Raw genomic sequence first — 15,285 nt, 5'->3', positions numbered from 1 at the left:
CATGAGCGACAAGCTCCTGACGCCGATCGAGATCGGCCTGACCGCGGCGATCGTCGCGATCGAGAACCACGAGCCGTTGATCCTCACCGCGCGTAGCAGCGACGGGCTGGCCGGCCTGCCGTTCGGCCCGTTCGATGCGCTGAGCCATCGCACCTTCGAGATCGGCCTGCGCGCCTGGGTCGAGGAGCAGGCGGGCCTGCGGCTCGGCTACGTCGAGCAGCTCTATACGTTCGGCGATCGCGGCCGCCATGCCGAGGCCGGCGACACCGGCGCGCACATGGTCTCGATCGGATATCTCGCGCTGACGCGCGCCGTCGGCGGCGAACTCGCGGCGACCGGTGCGAGCTTCGAGCCGTGGTATCGCTTCCTCCCATGGGAAGACTGGCGCGAAGCGCCGCCCGCGATCATCGCGCGCGACATCCTCCCGGCACTGATGACATGGGCCGAGCAGGAGACCCCGGAGACGACGCGCGCGCTGCCGCGCAAGGATCGCGTGCGGTTCTATTTCGGCCTCGACGGCGCGCCCTGGGACGAGGAGCGCGTGCTGGACCGCTACGAGCTCCTGTACGAGGCCGGGCTGATCGAGGAGGCGCGGCGCGACGGCCGCCCTGCGGCATTAGCGCGCAAGACACTTCCCGCGCTCGGCACGTCCATGCGCTTCGACCACCGCCGGATTCTTGCGACTGCGATCGCGCGGCTGCGTGCAAAACTGAAGTATCGTCCTGTCGTCTTTGAACTTTTGCCCGCCGAGTTCACACTTACGGAACTGCAGTATACGGTGGAGGCAATCTCCGGCCGGCACCTGCACAAGCAGAATTTTCGCCGCCTGGTCGAAACCGAAGCCCTGGTCGAACCGACCGGGGTGATGTCGACACAGACGGGCGGACGCCCGGCGGCGCTCTACCGCTTCCGCCGCGACGTGCTCCAGGAGCGGCCCGCGCCGGGCTTGCGCGTCCGCTCCCGACGCTAACCCGACACATGCGCGATCGGCCTCTGCCCGCCGGTTGCCTGGAGGCTTCATGCTCGACGGCCCGTTTGACGTCTTTGCGCTGATCATTGCGATCATCGCCTTTCTGATCGCGATCAAGGCGTCCAGCCAGGCGGCCGAGTTGCGCCGCCGGCTGAACTCGCTCGAAGAGATGTTTTACGCGCAGCGGCCCGTGCAGCCGCCGCCGCTGATGCCCGCAGCGGTGCAGGCTGAAGCGCCCGCGACAGCCTCCGCAGAACCGCCGCCGCTTGCGCCCGAAGCCGCAGCCGAGGCCGCGCCGCCTCCGCCCGTGACCGAAGAGGTTTCGCCGCCCCCGCTCGAACCCGGCGCGGATGCGCCGCCGCCATTGCCCGCGCCCGCGCCCGGCTTTGAGGAACGGCTCGGCACCCGCTGGGTGGTGTGGATCGGCGGCCTTGCGTTGGCGCTCGGCGGCTTCTTCATGGTGCGCTATTCGATCGAGGCCGGCCTCGTCGGCCCCGGCGTGCGCGTGTTCCTCGGCGGCGTGTTCGCGCTTGCGCTCCTTGGTGCCGGCGAATGGTCGCGGCGCAAGGAAAGCATCTCCAACATCGCCGCGCTGCCGATCGCCAACATCCCCGCGATCCTCACCGCGGCCGGAACGGCGGTGGCGTTTGCCACCATCTACGCGGCCTATGCGCTCTACGGCTTCCTCGTGCCTGCGACCGCCTTCGTGCTGCTCGGCCTCGTCGCGCTGGGCACGCTGGCCGCGGCGCTGTTGCACGGACCCGCGCTCGCGGGCCTCGGCGTGGTCGGCGCGTTCGTGACGCCGATCCTCGTCTCCAGCAGCAAGCCGGATTATTGGGCGCTCTACATCTATCTCGCCATCGTCACCGCCGCGAGCTTCGGCCTCGCCCGCATCCGGCTGTGGCGCTGGCTTGCGGTGACAACCATCGCCTTCGCGGTGCTCTGGATCTTCCCTGGTCTCGACACTAGCGATTTGCAGGTTGCGCCGCACGCGTTCCATGTCATCGCCGGCTTCGTGCTGTCCGCGCTGCTCGTGGTCTGCGGGTTCATGTTCGGCCCCAGCATCGAGGACGGGGAGATCGAACCGGTGTCGTCGAGCTCACTCGGCGCCTATCTGTTCGGCGCGATGCTGATCGTGCTGTCGAGCGCGCATGCCGATCTGGCGCTGATCGCCTTCACGCTGCTCGTGGGAGCCACGCTGTTCGTCGCCTGGCGGGCCCCGGCGGCGACGGGCGCGCTGGGCGCGGCTGCAGCGACCGTCTTCATCGTGTTCGCCGAATGGGCGGTGCTCGCCAACCCAGACATGCTGGTGCTGCCGGGCGGGCCCATGGTCGGCGTCGGACCGGTTGCGACTGACAGCTCGGTGACACTGCATCTGGTGATGGCCGCGGTCTTTGCCGCCGGATTCGGCCTCGCGGGCTTTTTCGCGCAGGGCCGTTCGAATTCGGCGATCATTCCGGTCGTGTGGTCGGCGGCGGGGGTTGCAACGCCGATCGCGATCCTGGTCGCGCTCTACGCGCGCATTGCCCATCTCGATCGCTCGATCCCGTTCGCGATCCTTGCGGTGCTGCTGGCCGCGGCCTTTGGTGCTGCGACCGAAGCCCTGATGCGTCGCGAGACCCGGCCGGGCGTCGCCACCTCGACCGCACTGTTCGCGACCGGCACGCTCGGTGCGCTGGCGCTGGCGCTGACGTTTGCGCTGGAGAAGGGCTGGCTCACCATTGCGCTCGCACTGATGTCGCTCGGCACCGCCTGGATCTCGTTGCAGCGGCCGATCCCGGTTCTGCGCCGGCTCGCCGCCATCTTCGCCGCGATCGTCACCGCGCGCATCGGCTACGATCCGCGTATCGTTGGCGACGCCGTCGGTACCACGCCGATCTTCAACTGGCTGCTCTGGGGCTACGGCCTGCCGGCGGCATCGTTCTGGGCGGCGAGCCTGTTCCTGCGCCGGCGCGGCGACGACGCGCCGCTGCGCGTGGTCGAGGCCGCCGCGATCCTGTTCACCGCGCTGCTCGCCTTTATGGAGATTCGCCACTTCGCGACCGGCGGCGGCATGACATCGGCACCGTCGCTGCTGGAATGCGCGTTGCAGGCCTGCGTCGCGTTCGCCATGGCGATCGGACTGGAGCGGCTTCGGCTACGCAGCCGCAGCATCGTGCACAATGTCGGCGCCGTCGTGCTGACGGCAATTGGCGGACTCGTCGGCGTGTTCGGACTCTTCATCCTGGAGAACCCGATGCTGTGGCGGGTCGACGTCGGCGGCGCGGTGTTCAACCTGCTGCTGCTCGGCTACGCACTGCCGGCGGTGTTGCTGCTGCTGTTGTCCTATGCGGTGGTCGGCGAGCGCGGCAAGGCCTACGCCAACACCATCGCGGGCGGCGCGCTCGTGTTCGCGCTTGCCTATGTCACGCTGGAGATCCGCCGCTTCTATCACGGCCCGATCCTCACTAGCGGCGGCACCACGGGCGCCGAGCAATACACCTATTCGATCGGCTGGCTCGGCTTCGGCGTGGTGCTGCTCGGCGTCGGCATTCTCGTCAATTCGGAGCGGGCGCGGCTGGCGTCGGCCGTCGTCATCGCTCTGACGATCCTGAAGGCTTTCGTGATCGACATGTCGACGTTGACAGGCGTCTACCGCGCGCTGTCGTTCATGTGCCTCGGCATCGTGCTGGTCGCGATCGGCTGGCTCTACCAGCGCATCCTGTTCCGGCGGCAGGTCGCACCGCCGCCGGCTCAGCAGACGAGCAGCTAGGCCGCGCGGACCGAATCCAGGAACTGCGCGACCTCGACCTTCAGGCGCGTGCTGTCGGTCGCGAGCGATTTCGCCGCCGACAGCACTTCCGTCGAGGCCTCGCCGGTCTCGATCGCGCCGCGCTGCACGTCGGTGATGTTGGACGAGACCTCCTGGGTGCCGACCGAGGCCTGCTGCACGTTGCGCGAGATTTCCTGCGTCGCCGCGCCCTGCTCCTCGACGGCGGCGGCGATGGCCGCGGACACCTCGGACAGCCGCTCGATGGTGCCGCCGATCTCCTGGATGGCACTGACCGATTCCTGCGTCGCGGCCTGAATGCCCGCGACCTGCGCCCCGATCTCGCCGGTCGCCTTCGCGGTCTGCTCGGCCAGCGCCTTGACCTCGGAGGCGACGACCGCGAAGCCGCGGCCGGCTTCGCCGGCACGCGCGGCCTCGATGGTCGCGTTCAGCGCCAGCAAATTGGTCTGGCCCGCGATGGTGTTGATGAGCTCGACGACGTCGCCGATGCGGGCGGCCGCCTGCGACAGCTCGTTGACGCGCGCGTTGGTCCGCGTCGCCTGTTCGACGGCTTCCGCCGCCATCCGTGCCGAATCCTGCACGCGGCGGCTGATCTCGGTGATGGAGGACGACAGCTCTTCCGAAGCGGATGCCACGGCCTGCACGTTGGTGGAGGCCTCTTCGGACGCTGCGGCAACGACGGTCGCGAGCTCGCGCCCGCGCTGCGCCGTGCTGGTCAGCGTCGACGCGGAAGCCTCGAGCTCGGTCGAGGCCGACGACACGGTCCCGACGACCTCGCCGATCATGGCTTCGAACTTGCGGGTGATGGCGTCGACGCGGCGGCCGCGCTCGATCTTGGCCTCGGCGTCGGCTGCGGCGGCCTCGTCCGCGGCTTTCTTGGCGATCAGCGCTTCCTTGAAGATCTGGAGCGCATCCGCCATCGAGCCGATCTCGGTTTTCTCGCCGCGATGCGGCACCTCGGCCGAGAGATCGCCCTCGCCGAGCGACTGCATCGGCCGGATGATCGAGGCGATACCACGGGAAACGTCGCGCACGAGATAATAAGCAGCGCCGATCGCGATCACGACCGAAAGCACGATGATGCCGACCAGCACGCGAAAGATCATCGCGTAGCTGTCAGCCGCCTGCTTGGTCTCCAGTTCCGCGCCGCGATTATTTATCTCGATGCCTTTCTGGAGCAGCGGATCGGCGGCCTGCGCCATCTTCGCGACCCTGGTCTGCAACAGCTCGTTGGCTTCCGTCGGGAAGCGGCCGACGCTCTTGCGCGACAGCGCCATCACCTCCTGCACGCCGTTCAGATACTCACCCCACGCCGTGGTCCATTGCCCATAGAGCGAACGCTCTTCGGCAACGGTGATCAGTGGTTCGTAGACCTTGCGGGTCTTCTCGATGCGCTCCCGCAACGAGGCGAGGCGCTTCTCGGCAGCGTCCTTGCCCTCTGCGGTGTCCTGCATCAGATGCAGGCGGAGCGCGACGCGCAGCTCGTTGATGTCGGCGCGCAGCGAGCCGAGCGCGCGCACGCTGGGCAGCCAACTCTCCGCGATCTCGACCGTGTGCGCGTTGATGCTCTGCATGGTACCGATCGCGGTCACGCCGACGCCGGCGAGCGACAGAACGAGGACCGATAACACGGCCAGAAGCTTGAAGACGATCGACAATTTCGACATCACGACAAATCCCGATGATAGCTGGCAACGCACGACTTACCTGCGCCCGCAATCGTCACGACGGACGACAGGGCGTGGTCATTCCAACAATGCTGGCTGGTTCTTATCCGGTAAGATTGCTCTCATAGTTGCAAACAGGCGTTAACAGGAACCTACGTAAAACTACGGGACGCTCCCGGCCGTCGTTATTTTCTCTGCAACCGTCTGTTGCAGCTGCGCGAATTCGTGCTGCGGCGCGAGCGCGCCGCGCCTGCGTGGCAGCATCCGACCGAGGCGGACGGCCCTCACGCCGTCTGCACCGCCGCCAGGAAGCGCGCGACCTCGCTCGTCAGCCAGTTGCCATCCTGCGCAAGCGATGGGGAAGTCGGCCGATGATCGGCGAGGACGGCCGCCGTCAGGCGGCGCGCACGGTGTCGAGGAATTTGCCGACTTCGAGCTTGAGGCGATTGCTGTCGCCGGACAGTGACCGTGCCGCCGCCAGCACCTGCGAGGACGCGGAGCCGGTCTCGCCTGCGCCACGCTGCACGTCGGTGATGTTGGACGACACCTGATGGGTGCCTTCCGCCGCCTGCTGTACGTTGCGGGAGATTTCCTGCGTCGCCGCGCCCTGCTCCTCGACCGCCGCGGCTATGGTGGACGATATCTCGGACAGCTTTTCGATGGTGTCGCTGATGGCGCTGATGGCGCTGACGGAGTCCTGCGTCGCCGCCTGGATGCCGGAAATCTGCTGGCCGATCTCGCCGGTTGCCTTCGCGGTCTGCTCGGCAAGCGCCTTCACCTCGGAGGCGACCACGGCAAAGCCGCGGCCGGCCTCGCCGGCGCGCGCCGCCTCGATCGTGGCGTTGAGCGCCAGCAGGTTGGTCTGGCCGGCGATGGTGTTGATCAGCTCGACCACGTCGCCGATCCGCGCCGCCGCCTTGGACAATTCTCCGACGCGGTCGGTCGTGGTGCGGGCCTGGCTGACCGCCTCGCTTGCCACACGCGCGGATTCCTGCACCTGCCGGCTGATCTCCGTTATGGAAGACGATAGCTCCTCCGTCGCCGACGCCACCGACTGCACGTTGGTGGACGCTTCTTCGGAGGCCGCAGCCACCATCGTCGTCAATTCCTGTGCGCGCTCGGCCGTCGAGGTCAAGGTCGACGCCGAAGCTTCGAGCTCTGTCGCAGCGGAGGAGACGGTATCGACGATCTCGCCAACGGCTCCTTCGAAGCCGTCGGCAAGCCTGCGCATCTCGGCTTTGCGCTGCTCGGCCGCGGCCTGATCCTGCCGCATCTTGGCCTCGGCCTCCTCGCGTGCCTTCTGCTCCGACACGATCTTGAACTTCTCGACGGCCGCCGCGACTCCGCCGACCTCGTCCTTGCGGCCGAGGCCCGGCAGCACCACGGAGAAATCACCACCGGCGAGCTTGTCCATCGCGACCGTGAGCGCGCGGATCGGCCGCGCGATGGTCAGGAAGGACATGAGCCACGAACCGACAAGAACGAGCACGGCGCACGCACCGACCACCATGCCGAGACGTTCGCTCGCAGCCGTTTCCTGCGTCGCTGCGCTGATCTCCTCGCCGCTTCTGTGTCTGGCGAAATCGGCGATCTGGTCCGTCAGCGTGTCGAGCTGCGCAGCGATCGGCAGCGTCACCTCACGGGCCAGGCGCACGCCTTCCTCGGCCATCTTGGCAGAGCGGACAGGGTCGGTGCCCGCCAGGGCGATGGCCTCGCTGCGAACCGAGGCGTTCTGGAGTGCGCCTTTCGAGTAGTCCGCGGACAGGCCCTTGACCTTTTCGATGCGCGCACGATTTTCCGCGGAATGCGTCAGCTTGAGCATGGCGTCGACGGCGCCGTTCAGCGCTTTCGACCGCTCCACCAGAGTCTCGCTCGCCTTCTGCAATTCACCCGAATTGCTGGCGAGCCGGATATCGCGGACGGCGAGCTGCATGCCGCGCAACAAGAGTTTGGCTTCGATCGCGTCCCGCGCCAGCTCGAGCTGCGCGAATGCGGCCTGGTTCGAGCCGCGCACGCTGCCGTTGCCGGCAAGCTGACTTGCGATCATGGAAAGGACCAGAAGGATACCGAGGGCCGACGCAATCGCCAGCTTGGTCCCGATCCGCAAATTCTGAACGAGGCTCAACATGGGCATGCTTTCCTTGGGGAAATGCGCAGCCAAATCATTGTCGGCCGCCCTCGGCGTTGATCGCCCTTGCTCAAAAAATGAGCGATTGCCATTCCAATCTGGTTAACAACGGCCCCCGTGGAAATACTGCATGAGCGCGGAAACCCCTTGAAATCCAGCACGGAATGCGCGCTTAACAAGTTAATCACACGCAGTGATAGGGCTGTGGGGGGGCAGGCGCCGGGAGGCGAATGCGACTGAGAAAATGTATTGCTTCCGTTCGGAGGACCAACCCGGCGGAGTTCACATTTCGGAAGAACATCCCTCCGAACAATTCCGAGCTCCTCAACAAATCGAGTCGTAGCAGCGCGAACATCGATGCCGCGCGAACGCGCCTGGCGGCGCGGAGATCAATCGATGCGGTTGGGAAGCGGATGGCTTTCGCCGACGAGACTGATACAGAAGACCGGCTTCTTGTTCTCGTCGAGCAGCTCCATGCGCCACTCGGCGTTCGGCTTCAGGCTGCGCGCGATGCCGCCGAGCAAATTGGCGCAGACTTCGGTCATCTCGGTCCAGGCCGCGGCGCGATCCTCGAACTCATATGGCTGGTCGGCAGCGCCGGAATAGCGGCCAGTGCTGATACGGAAGAAGTACAGCGACATCGTTGAACCCTTTATCGGGCCGCGCCCCCCGGCCGTACGCAAACTGGGGCGCGAGTCGCTACCAACGCATGAAAGCCGCCGTCCGTATGACTACGGCGCGGCGGCTTCGTGTTTCGACGGCAGCTCTCAACGACAAAGTGCGCGGACCGTCCCGCGCAGCCAACTCACTGGGTCGAGCGGCGCAGCTCCAGCGGACCCTCGTTGCCGGCGGGCTCCGATTTGGCTTCCGGCTTCACCGGCTCGAGCCGGCTGCTCTCGACCCGCGGGGTCTCCACTCGCGCGGCGACCTCGGTGTTGGACGCGCCGACCGAACCGGTGTGTTCCGAGGTGCGCAGCGAGCGCGGACGCGCCGCAGCGCGCGCCATCAGCATCTGGTTGCCGCCCTGGTGGTGGAAGTCGCAATAGGCAAAGCCCATCCCCGACACCGAGCCGCGGAAGCTGCGATCGTCGGTCTTTTCAAGGTTGAAACAGGGCTCGAACGGAATGCCCTTGATCGAGGCGCAAACGTTCTGGCCGCGGATCTGGAGCGTGTTGCCGGGCAGGCGGAGATGTTTCACCGGGCCTGCGCCGGAGAACTGCACCGCGCCGGCGGCGCCGAGATCGTCCAGGATGCGGCCCGCGCCGCGCGTGCCATCGAAACACGTGAAGGCGAACACCTTGCCGGCCACGAAGCGCCGCGCCTCGTCGGCGTTCATGCTTCCTGCAATGGCCGGCGCCAACGTCGCTGCCGCCGTGACAGCCCCCAACACAATACGCGCAAGCATGCTCAACTCCGAACCAACCCCGCAGCGGGCTATGCCTTATCTCTTTACCCGCTGCTTACCATACTAACCATGGCGACATTGAAGCAGCTTGGTTGGCAAAGTCTGAACGCCGTTAGACAATTTTTACCACGATGCGACCCCGGACCTGACCCGCCAGGATTTTCGCGCCCCACGCCGAAACTTCGGAGAGCGCAATTTCATGAGTGATTTCAGATAGTTTCGTCCGATCCAAATCGGAAGCCAGCCGCTGCCAGGCGGCCTTTCGCGGCTCGATCGGGCACATCACGGAATCGATGCCGAGAAGGCACACCCCGCGCAAAATGAAAGGTGCGACAGACGACGGCAGGTCCATGCCGGCAGCCAGGCCGCAGGCCGCGATCGCGCCGCCATACTTCGTCATCGACAGGAGATTCGCGAGCGTGTTGGAGCCGACGCTGTCCACGCCCCCCGCCCAGCGTTCCCTGGCAAGCGGCTTGGCCGTCCCCGACAATTCGTTGCGGTCGATCACTTCGGCTGCACCAATCCCTTTCAGATAGTCCGCTTCCGTGGCGCGGCCGGTCGAGGCGATGACGTGGTAGCCGAGCTTCGACAGCACGGCGGTGGCGACCGAGCCGACGCCACCGGCCGCGCCCGTCACCACGACGGGGCCGCTTTTCGGCGACAACCCGTGCTTCTCCAGCGCGAGCACCGAGAGCATCGCGGTGAAGCCGGCGGTACCGATCGCCATGGCATCGCGCGCCGACAGGCCCTGCGGCAATGCGACCAGCCAGTCGCCCTTCACCCGCGCCTTCTCGGCATAGGCGCCGAGATGGGTCTCGCCCATGCCCCAGCCGGTGCAGACGACCTTGTCGCCCGCCTTCCATTGCGGATGGGAGGACTGCTCGACCGTGCCGGCGAAATCGATGCCGGCGATCATCGGGAAGCGGCGCACCACCGGCGCCTTGCCGGTGAGCGCGAGACCGTCCTTGTAGTTCAGCGTCGACCATTCCACGCGGACGGTGACGTCGCCCTCCATCAGTTCGGCTTCGTCGAACTGCGTGAGCTGCGCGGTGGTGCCCTTGTCCGCCTTGTCGATCCGGATCGCCTTGAACGTGGCCACAGCAAACCTCCCTGGCTTGTTTGCCGGGATGTTTAGCCGATCAGGCCGGCTGCGCAACCGCTCGCTGGACCGGTTTTTCCACAATCGGAAGATTGATCAGCGCGGAAAGCACGCCGAACAGGATCGAGAGCCACCAGATCGGCGTGTAGGAACCGAACCGCTCGAACACGATGCCGCCGAGCCAGACGCCGAGGAAGCCGCCGACCTGATGGCTGACGAAGGCAAAGCCGTAGAGGGTTGCAAGCCAGCGCGTGCCGAACATCAGTGCCACAAGCGCCGAAGTCGGCGGCACCGTCGACAGCCAGGTCAGACCGGAAATTGCGCCGAATGCGATCGCCGAGAACGGCGTGATCGGGAACGAGATGAAGGCGAGCGTGGCGAGCGCGCGGGTGAAATAGATCGCCGAGAGGATGTAGCGCTTGGGCAACGAGTTCTGGAGATAGCCGACGCTGAGCGATCCCATGATGTTGAACAGGCCGATCGCCGCGATGACCCAGCCGCCGGTTTGCGTCGAGATGCCGCGATCGACCAGGAAGGCCGGCAGATGCACGGTGATGAAGGCGAGCTGGAAGCCGCAGGTGAAGAATCCGAGCACCAGCAGCACATAGGAGCGATGGCCGAAGGCTTCGGCGAGCGCCTTCTTGAAGGTCTGGTCGTCCGCGGGCGCCTTGCTCGCGGAGCTGTCAACTGGCGGCGTCGAGAGCGCCAGCGACAGCGGGATGATCAGCAGCATCAGGAAGCCGAACACGGTGAGCGCCTGCTGCCAGCCGAAATTGTCGATCAGTGCGACGCCGATCGGCGCGAACAGGAACTGGCCGAACGATCCCGCCGCGGTGCCTGCACCGAGCGCAAGGCCCCGCTTCTCGGGCGGCAACAGTTTGCTGAACGCCGACAGCACCAGGTTGAACGAACAGCCGGCGAGACCAAAGCCGACCATGACGCCGGCGCCGATGTTCAGCGACAGCGGCGTCGAGGAATAGCGCATCAGCAGCAGGCCGCCGGCATAGAGCAGAGCGCCGACGCACATCACGCGGAACAGGCCGAAGCGGTCGGCGACCGCGCCGGCGAGAGGCTGGCCCAGTCCCCACAGCAAATTCTGAAAGGCGATCGCGAGGCCGAACACGTCGCGGCCCCAGGCATATTCACGGCTCATCGGCTGCACGAAGAAGCCCAGCGCCGAGCGCGGGCCGAAGCCGAGCATGCCGATCGCACAGCCGCAGAGGATGATGACAGCCGGCGTGCGCCAGTTGGAGGAACGGGAGACCGAACCGAGCTCGCCCATTTGTGTCGACATGCTGTTCCTCATGTTCGTCGGCGGATTCGCAAAAGGCCGCCGGGAGCCCGCTCGTTTAATGCATCTGCATGAAAATCCCAAGTCGAAAACAATTGCATTTCGAGAAGGGCTGAGGCGGGAGCATTGCATTTCTGGCCGCCTCATCTGACGCGCCAGGCGCGGGTCGACTTGACGGAAATGTGTGCGGCGGCATCTAGCGGCCCGCGGCACTGCGTGATATCTTCGATTTACTCATATTGAGCATATTGACCTCGACGATTCCCCGGCCCTCTCGGCCGGATTTCTCAGGCTTCAAATATGCTCTTATTGAGCATATTTGGTATGCACGGGAGGCTTCGATGCCGATCACTGGAATTTACGGTCCCGACGATTTCGCCAGCCGGCCGCAGGGCCGGGTCGTCAGCTCACCGCGCGCTGCACCCGCGCGAACGGGACCCATACTGCCTGGGCCCTCGCTGGAATGGACACCGGAGGTCGAGCGCGCCACCGCGGCGCTCTATGACCGCGTGAAACACGTGATCCCGCCGATCGAGTGGCCGCTGATGGCGCCGACCATCAAGGCGATCAACGAGCTGAAGCGCACGCGGGGCGCGGTAATCCTCGCGCACAATTACCAGGCGCCGGAGATCTTCCACTGCGTCGCCGACATCGGCGGCGACTCGCTCCAGCTCGCGGTCGAAGCCACCAGGGTGAAAGCCGGCATCATCGTCCAGTGCGGCGTTCACTTCATGGCGGAGACGTCAAAGCTTCTCAATCCGGACAAGACGGTGCTGATCCCCGACTCTCGCGCCGGCTGCTCGCTTGCCGCCAGCATCACGGGTGCCGACGTTCGCCTGCTCCGCGAAAGATTTCCCGGCGTGCCTGTGGTCGCCTATGTCAATACCTCGGCGGATGTGAAGGCCGAGGTCGACATCTGCTGCACCTCGTCGAACGCGGTGCAGGTGGTCGAGAGCCTGGGCGTGCCAAGCGTGATCTTCCTGCCCGATCGGTACCTTGCGACTTATGTGGCCTCGAAAACCGACGTGAAGATCATCGCCTGGAAGGGCGCCTGCGAGGTGCACGAGCGGTTTACGGGCGCCGAGCTGCGCGCCTATCGCGAGGCCGATCCCACCGTGCAGATCATCGCCCATCCGGAATGCCCGCCGGATGTGCTGGCGGAGGCCGACTTCACCGGCTCGACCGCCCACATGATCAACTGGGTGCGCGAAAAGCGGCCGCGGCGGCTCGTGATGATCACGGAATGCTCGATGGCCGACAATGTGCGGGCCGAGCTGCCTGACGTGGAGATGCTGCGCCCCTGCAATCTCTGCCCGCACATGAAGCAGATCACGCTCGCCAACATCCTGGAGAGCCTGCTGACGCTTGGCGACGAAGTGACGATCGATCCCGAGCTTGCAGTGCGTGCACGGCGTTCGGTCGAGCGCATGATCAATCTGAAGAATTGAGAGCGAGCCATGACAAACAACATCCACAATCTCACCAGCAGCACCGACGACGTCGTCATCGTCGGTGGCGGACTTGCTGGATTGTTCTGTGCACTCAAGCTCGCGCCGCGGCCGGTTACGCTGATCTCCGCCGCGCCGCTCGGACAAGGCGCGTCGTCCGCATGGGCACAAGGAGGTATCGCCGCCGCGGTGGCCGAAGGCGACACGCCGGAAGCGCACGCCGCGGACACGATTGCCGTTGGCGGCGGCCTCGTCGATGAAGCGGTCGCACTCGGGATCGCGCGCGAGGCCGGCCCACGGATCCACGACCTGCTCGCCTATAGCGTGCCGTTCGACCGCGATCTCGAAGGCAAGCTCGCAGTCGGGCGCGAAGCCGCACATTCGGCGCGGCGCATCGTGCATGTGCGCGGCGATGGCGCCGGTGCCGCGATCATTGCGGCCTTGAGCGATGCCGTGCGGCGCACGCCATCAATTCGATTGATCGAAGGCTTGGTCGCCGAAGCGCTGTTGACCGAGGACGGCGTCGTCGCCGGCCTTCAGTTGCGCGAAGCCGGCAAGGTCGCCGCACAGCCGATCCTGCTCGCAGCACGCACGGTGGTGCTGGCCACCGGGGGCATCGGCCATCTCTATGCCGTCACCACCAACCCACTCGAGGCCAGCGGATCGGGGCTTGCGATCGCCGCACGCGCCGGCGCTGTCATCGCCGACCCTGAATTCGTGCAGTTCCATCCCACCGCCATCATGGTCGGGCGCGATCCCGCACCGCTCGCGACTGAAGCGCTGCGCGGCGAAGGCGCAACGCTGATCAACGGTCGCGGCGAACGCTTCATGGCGGCGCACCACCCGCTTGCAGAGCTCGCACCGCGCGACATCGTGGCCCGCGGCGTGTTCGCCGAGATCGCAGCCGGACGCGGTGCCTTTCTCGATGCGCGGGAGGCTTTGGGCACGCGCTTTGCCGAAAGGTTTCCAACGGTGCATGCGAGTTGCATCGCCGTCGGCATCGATCCCGAGACGCAGGCCATCCCGATCGCGCCGGCCGCGCATTACCACATGGGCGGCATTGCGGTCGACGATCGCGGCCGCAGCTCGATCGACGGGCTCTGGGCCGGCGGCGAGGTGTCGTCCACCGGCGCGCATGGCGCCAACCGCCTCGCGTCGAATTCGCTGCTGGAGGCCGTGGTCTATGCCGCGCGCATCGCGGACGACATCGCCGGTCGCGCGATCCCTCCGCCTGCCCGGCTTCCCGATGCGCTGGTGACGCCGCGTGGCAGCGCGCCGGATGCTGCGGCCGTGAAGCGGCTGCGGGCGACGATGAGCGCCCATGTCGGCGTCATTCGCGACGGCGACGGGCTTAGAGAAGCGGTTCGCAGCTTTGCGGCTCTCGAACGAGACGCAACGAACATCGCGGTCCGCAACATGGCGTCGGCGGCCTTGCTCGTCGCCACTGCGGCCTGGAACCGGCGCGAAAGCCGCGGCGCGCATTTCCGCTCCGACCATCCCGCCGATGTTCCCGCGCTGGCCCAGCGAACAATGACGACGCTCGCCGCAGTGCGCGTGGTCGCGGAAAGCCTGAGAGAGCGCCCGCTGCCACGCGTTGCCCAACCCATGATCGCCTGAAGGAAGCCCCATGATCACTCCGACCTCACTGCTTTATCCCGATGCCTTCCTGTCTCCGCTCGCGATCAACGAGGCCGTGCACCGCGCGCTCGACGAGGATCTTGGACGCGCCGGCGACATCACCTCGCTGGCGACGATCCCCGAAGCAACGAACGCGCAAGCGATCCTGGTCGCGCGCCAGTCCGGCGTGATCGCCGGATTGCCGCTGGCACTGGCGACGCTGCAAAAGCTCTCGCCCGACATCGAGGTGCGCGCGCATGTACGCGACGCCGCGCGGGCTGCACGCGGACAGCAAATATTGACGATCTCGGGTCCCGCACGCGCCATTCTCACGGCGGAGCGGACCGCGCTGAATTTCGTCGGCCGGCTGTCGGGCGTCGCGACGCTCACGGCGGACTACGTCGCGCGCACCGAAGGCACGAAGATGCGGATCTGCTGCACGCGCAAAACCACGCCGGGGCTGCGCGCGCTGGAGAAATACGCGGTGCGCTGCGGCGGCGGCTTCAACCACCGCTTCGGGCTCGACGATGCGATCCTGATCAAGGACAACCACATCGCGGTCGCCGGCGGCATCCGCCCCGTGCTGGAGCGCGCCCGCGCCCATGCCGGACACCTCGTCAAGATCGAGATCGAGGTGGATACGCTGGCGCAACTGCGCGAAGTGCACGACACCGGCCTTGCGGACGCCGCGCTGCTCGACAACATGGATTTTGCGACGTTGCGTGAGGCGGTGCGGCTCAACGAAGGACGCCTCAAGCTGGAAGCGTCCGGCGGCGTCACGCTGGAGTCGATCGCGGCAATCGCCGCGACAGGCGTCGACTACGCATCATCCGGCGCACTGACGCACTCGGCGCCGAATTTCGACTGCGCGCTGGATATCGAGGCATGAG

Annotated in this window: 11 protein-coding genes; 5 read left to right on the top strand and 6 right to left on the bottom strand. The window is 66.4% G+C overall.

Annotated elements, in window-relative coordinates; all coding sequences use genetic code 11:
• The first annotated feature begins 1 nt into the window (after position 1).
• On the top strand, positions 2-970 hold the full coding sequence (locus NR187_RS24605) for an NAD regulator (RefSeq protein WP_211386757.1): 969 nt from the start codon (positions 2-4) through the stop codon (positions 968-970).
• 49 nt (positions 971-1,019) lie between these two features.
• Complete coding sequence (locus NR187_RS24600) at positions 1,020-3,722, top strand: DUF2339 domain-containing protein (RefSeq protein ID WP_211386758.1); 2,703 nt, start codon at positions 1,020-1,022, stop codon at positions 3,720-3,722.
• Here NR187_RS24600 and NR187_RS24595 read toward each other — a convergent pair.
• The 6 genes from NR187_RS24595 to NR187_RS24570 all read right to left on the bottom strand — a co-directional run bounded on the left by NR187_RS24595 (position 3,719) and on the right by NR187_RS24570 (position 11,333).
• Positions 3,719-5,407, bottom strand: a complete 1,689-nt coding sequence (locus NR187_RS24595; RefSeq protein ID WP_211386759.1) for a methyl-accepting chemotaxis protein — start codon at positions 5,405-5,407, stop codon at positions 3,719-3,721. The genes NR187_RS24600 and NR187_RS24595 overlap by 4 nt on opposite strands.
• Before the next feature lie 394 nt (positions 5,408-5,801).
• Positions 5,802-7,535, bottom strand: coding sequence for a methyl-accepting chemotaxis protein (locus NR187_RS24590; protein ID WP_211386760.1), 1,734 nt, complete (start codon positions 7,533-7,535; stop codon positions 5,802-5,804).
• Positions 7,536-7,924: 389 nt separating this feature from the next.
• Entirely contained in the window at positions 7,925-8,176 is a 252-nt protein-coding gene (locus tag NR187_RS24585) for a hypothetical protein (RefSeq protein ID WP_211386761.1), read from the bottom strand.
• Between the two features lie 164 nt (positions 8,177-8,340).
• The gene (locus tag NR187_RS24580; protein ID WP_211386762.1) at positions 8,341-8,940 is read right to left on the bottom strand and encodes a hypothetical protein; all 600 of its coding nucleotides are present in this window, start codon (positions 8,938-8,940) and stop codon (positions 8,341-8,343) included.
• A gap of 112 nt (positions 8,941-9,052) precedes the next feature.
• The gene (locus NR187_RS24575) at positions 9,053-10,039 is read right to left on the bottom strand and encodes an MDR family oxidoreductase (RefSeq protein ID WP_211386763.1); all 987 of its coding nucleotides are present in this window, start codon (positions 10,037-10,039) and stop codon (positions 9,053-9,055) included.
• A gap of 40 nt (positions 10,040-10,079) precedes the next feature.
• Positions 10,080-11,333 carry an MFS transporter gene (locus NR187_RS24570; RefSeq protein ID WP_211386764.1) on the bottom strand — a complete coding sequence of 418 codons (1,254 nt, stop codon included), beginning with the start codon at positions 11,331-11,333 and terminating at the stop codon, positions 10,080-10,082.
• 338 nt (positions 11,334-11,671) lie between these two features.
• On the opposite strand from NR187_RS24570, the gene nadA reads away from it, so the two are divergent.
• Genes nadA through nadC form a run of 3 tightly spaced genes read left to right on the top strand, consistent with a single transcriptional unit; the run spans position 11,672 to position 15,284 of the window.
• The gene (nadA, locus tag NR187_RS24565) at positions 11,672-12,778 is read left to right on the top strand and encodes a quinolinate synthase NadA (protein ID WP_211386765.1); all 1,107 of its coding nucleotides are present in this window, start codon (positions 11,672-11,674) and stop codon (positions 12,776-12,778) included.
• Between the two features lie 9 nt (positions 12,779-12,787).
• On the top strand, positions 12,788-14,395 hold the full coding sequence (locus NR187_RS24560) for an L-aspartate oxidase (RefSeq protein WP_211386766.1): 1,608 nt from the start codon (positions 12,788-12,790) through the stop codon (positions 14,393-14,395).
• A 10-nt stretch (positions 14,396-14,405) separates the two neighbouring features.
• On the top strand, positions 14,406-15,284 hold the full coding sequence (gene nadC / locus NR187_RS24555; protein ID WP_211386767.1) for a carboxylating nicotinate-nucleotide diphosphorylase: 879 nt from the start codon (positions 14,406-14,408) through the stop codon (positions 15,282-15,284).
• Position 15,285 lies beyond the last annotated feature (1 nt).

Origin of the sequence: Bradyrhizobium sp. Bra64, assembly GCF_024519875.1 — a bacterium.
Taxonomy (GTDB): Bacteria; Pseudomonadota; Alphaproteobacteria; order Rhizobiales; family Xanthobacteraceae; genus Bradyrhizobium; species Bradyrhizobium japonicum_G.
The sequence above is the reverse complement of the archived record's forward strand: the minus strand, read 5'-3'. Positions and strand labels throughout refer to the sequence as shown.

Excerpts from the sequence above, each read along its gene's own strand:
- NR187_RS24605 (WP_211386757.1), top strand. The coding sequence starts at position 2 with ATGAGCGACAAGCTCCTGACGCCGATCGAGATCGGCCTGACCGCGGCG.
- NR187_RS24600 (WP_211386758.1), top strand. The coding sequence starts at position 1,020 with ATGCTCGACGGCCCGTTTGACGTCTTTGCGCTGATCATTGCGATCATC.
- NR187_RS24595 (WP_211386759.1), bottom strand. The coding sequence starts at position 5,407 with ATGTCGAAATTGTCGATCGTCTTCAAGCTTCTGGCCGTGTTATCGGTC.
- NR187_RS24590 (WP_211386760.1), bottom strand. The coding sequence starts at position 7,535 with ATGTTGAGCCTCGTTCAGAATTTGCGGATCGGGACCAAGCTGGCGATT.
- NR187_RS24585 (WP_211386761.1), bottom strand. The coding sequence starts at position 8,176 with ATGTCGCTGTACTTCTTCCGTATCAGCACTGGCCGCTATTCCGGCGCT.
- NR187_RS24580 (WP_211386762.1), bottom strand. The coding sequence starts at position 8,940 with ATGCTTGCGCGTATTGTGTTGGGGGCTGTCACGGCGGCAGCGACGTTG.
- NR187_RS24570 (WP_211386764.1), bottom strand. The coding sequence starts at position 11,333 with ATGTCGACACAAATGGGCGAGCTCGGTTCGGTCTCCCGTTCCTCCAAC.
- nadA (WP_211386765.1), top strand. The coding sequence starts at position 11,672 with ATGCCGATCACTGGAATTTACGGTCCCGACGATTTCGCCAGCCGGCCG.
- NR187_RS24560 (WP_211386766.1), top strand. The coding sequence starts at position 12,788 with ATGACAAACAACATCCACAATCTCACCAGCAGCACCGACGACGTCGTC.
- nadC (WP_211386767.1), top strand. The coding sequence starts at position 14,406 with ATGATCACTCCGACCTCACTGCTTTATCCCGATGCCTTCCTGTCTCCG.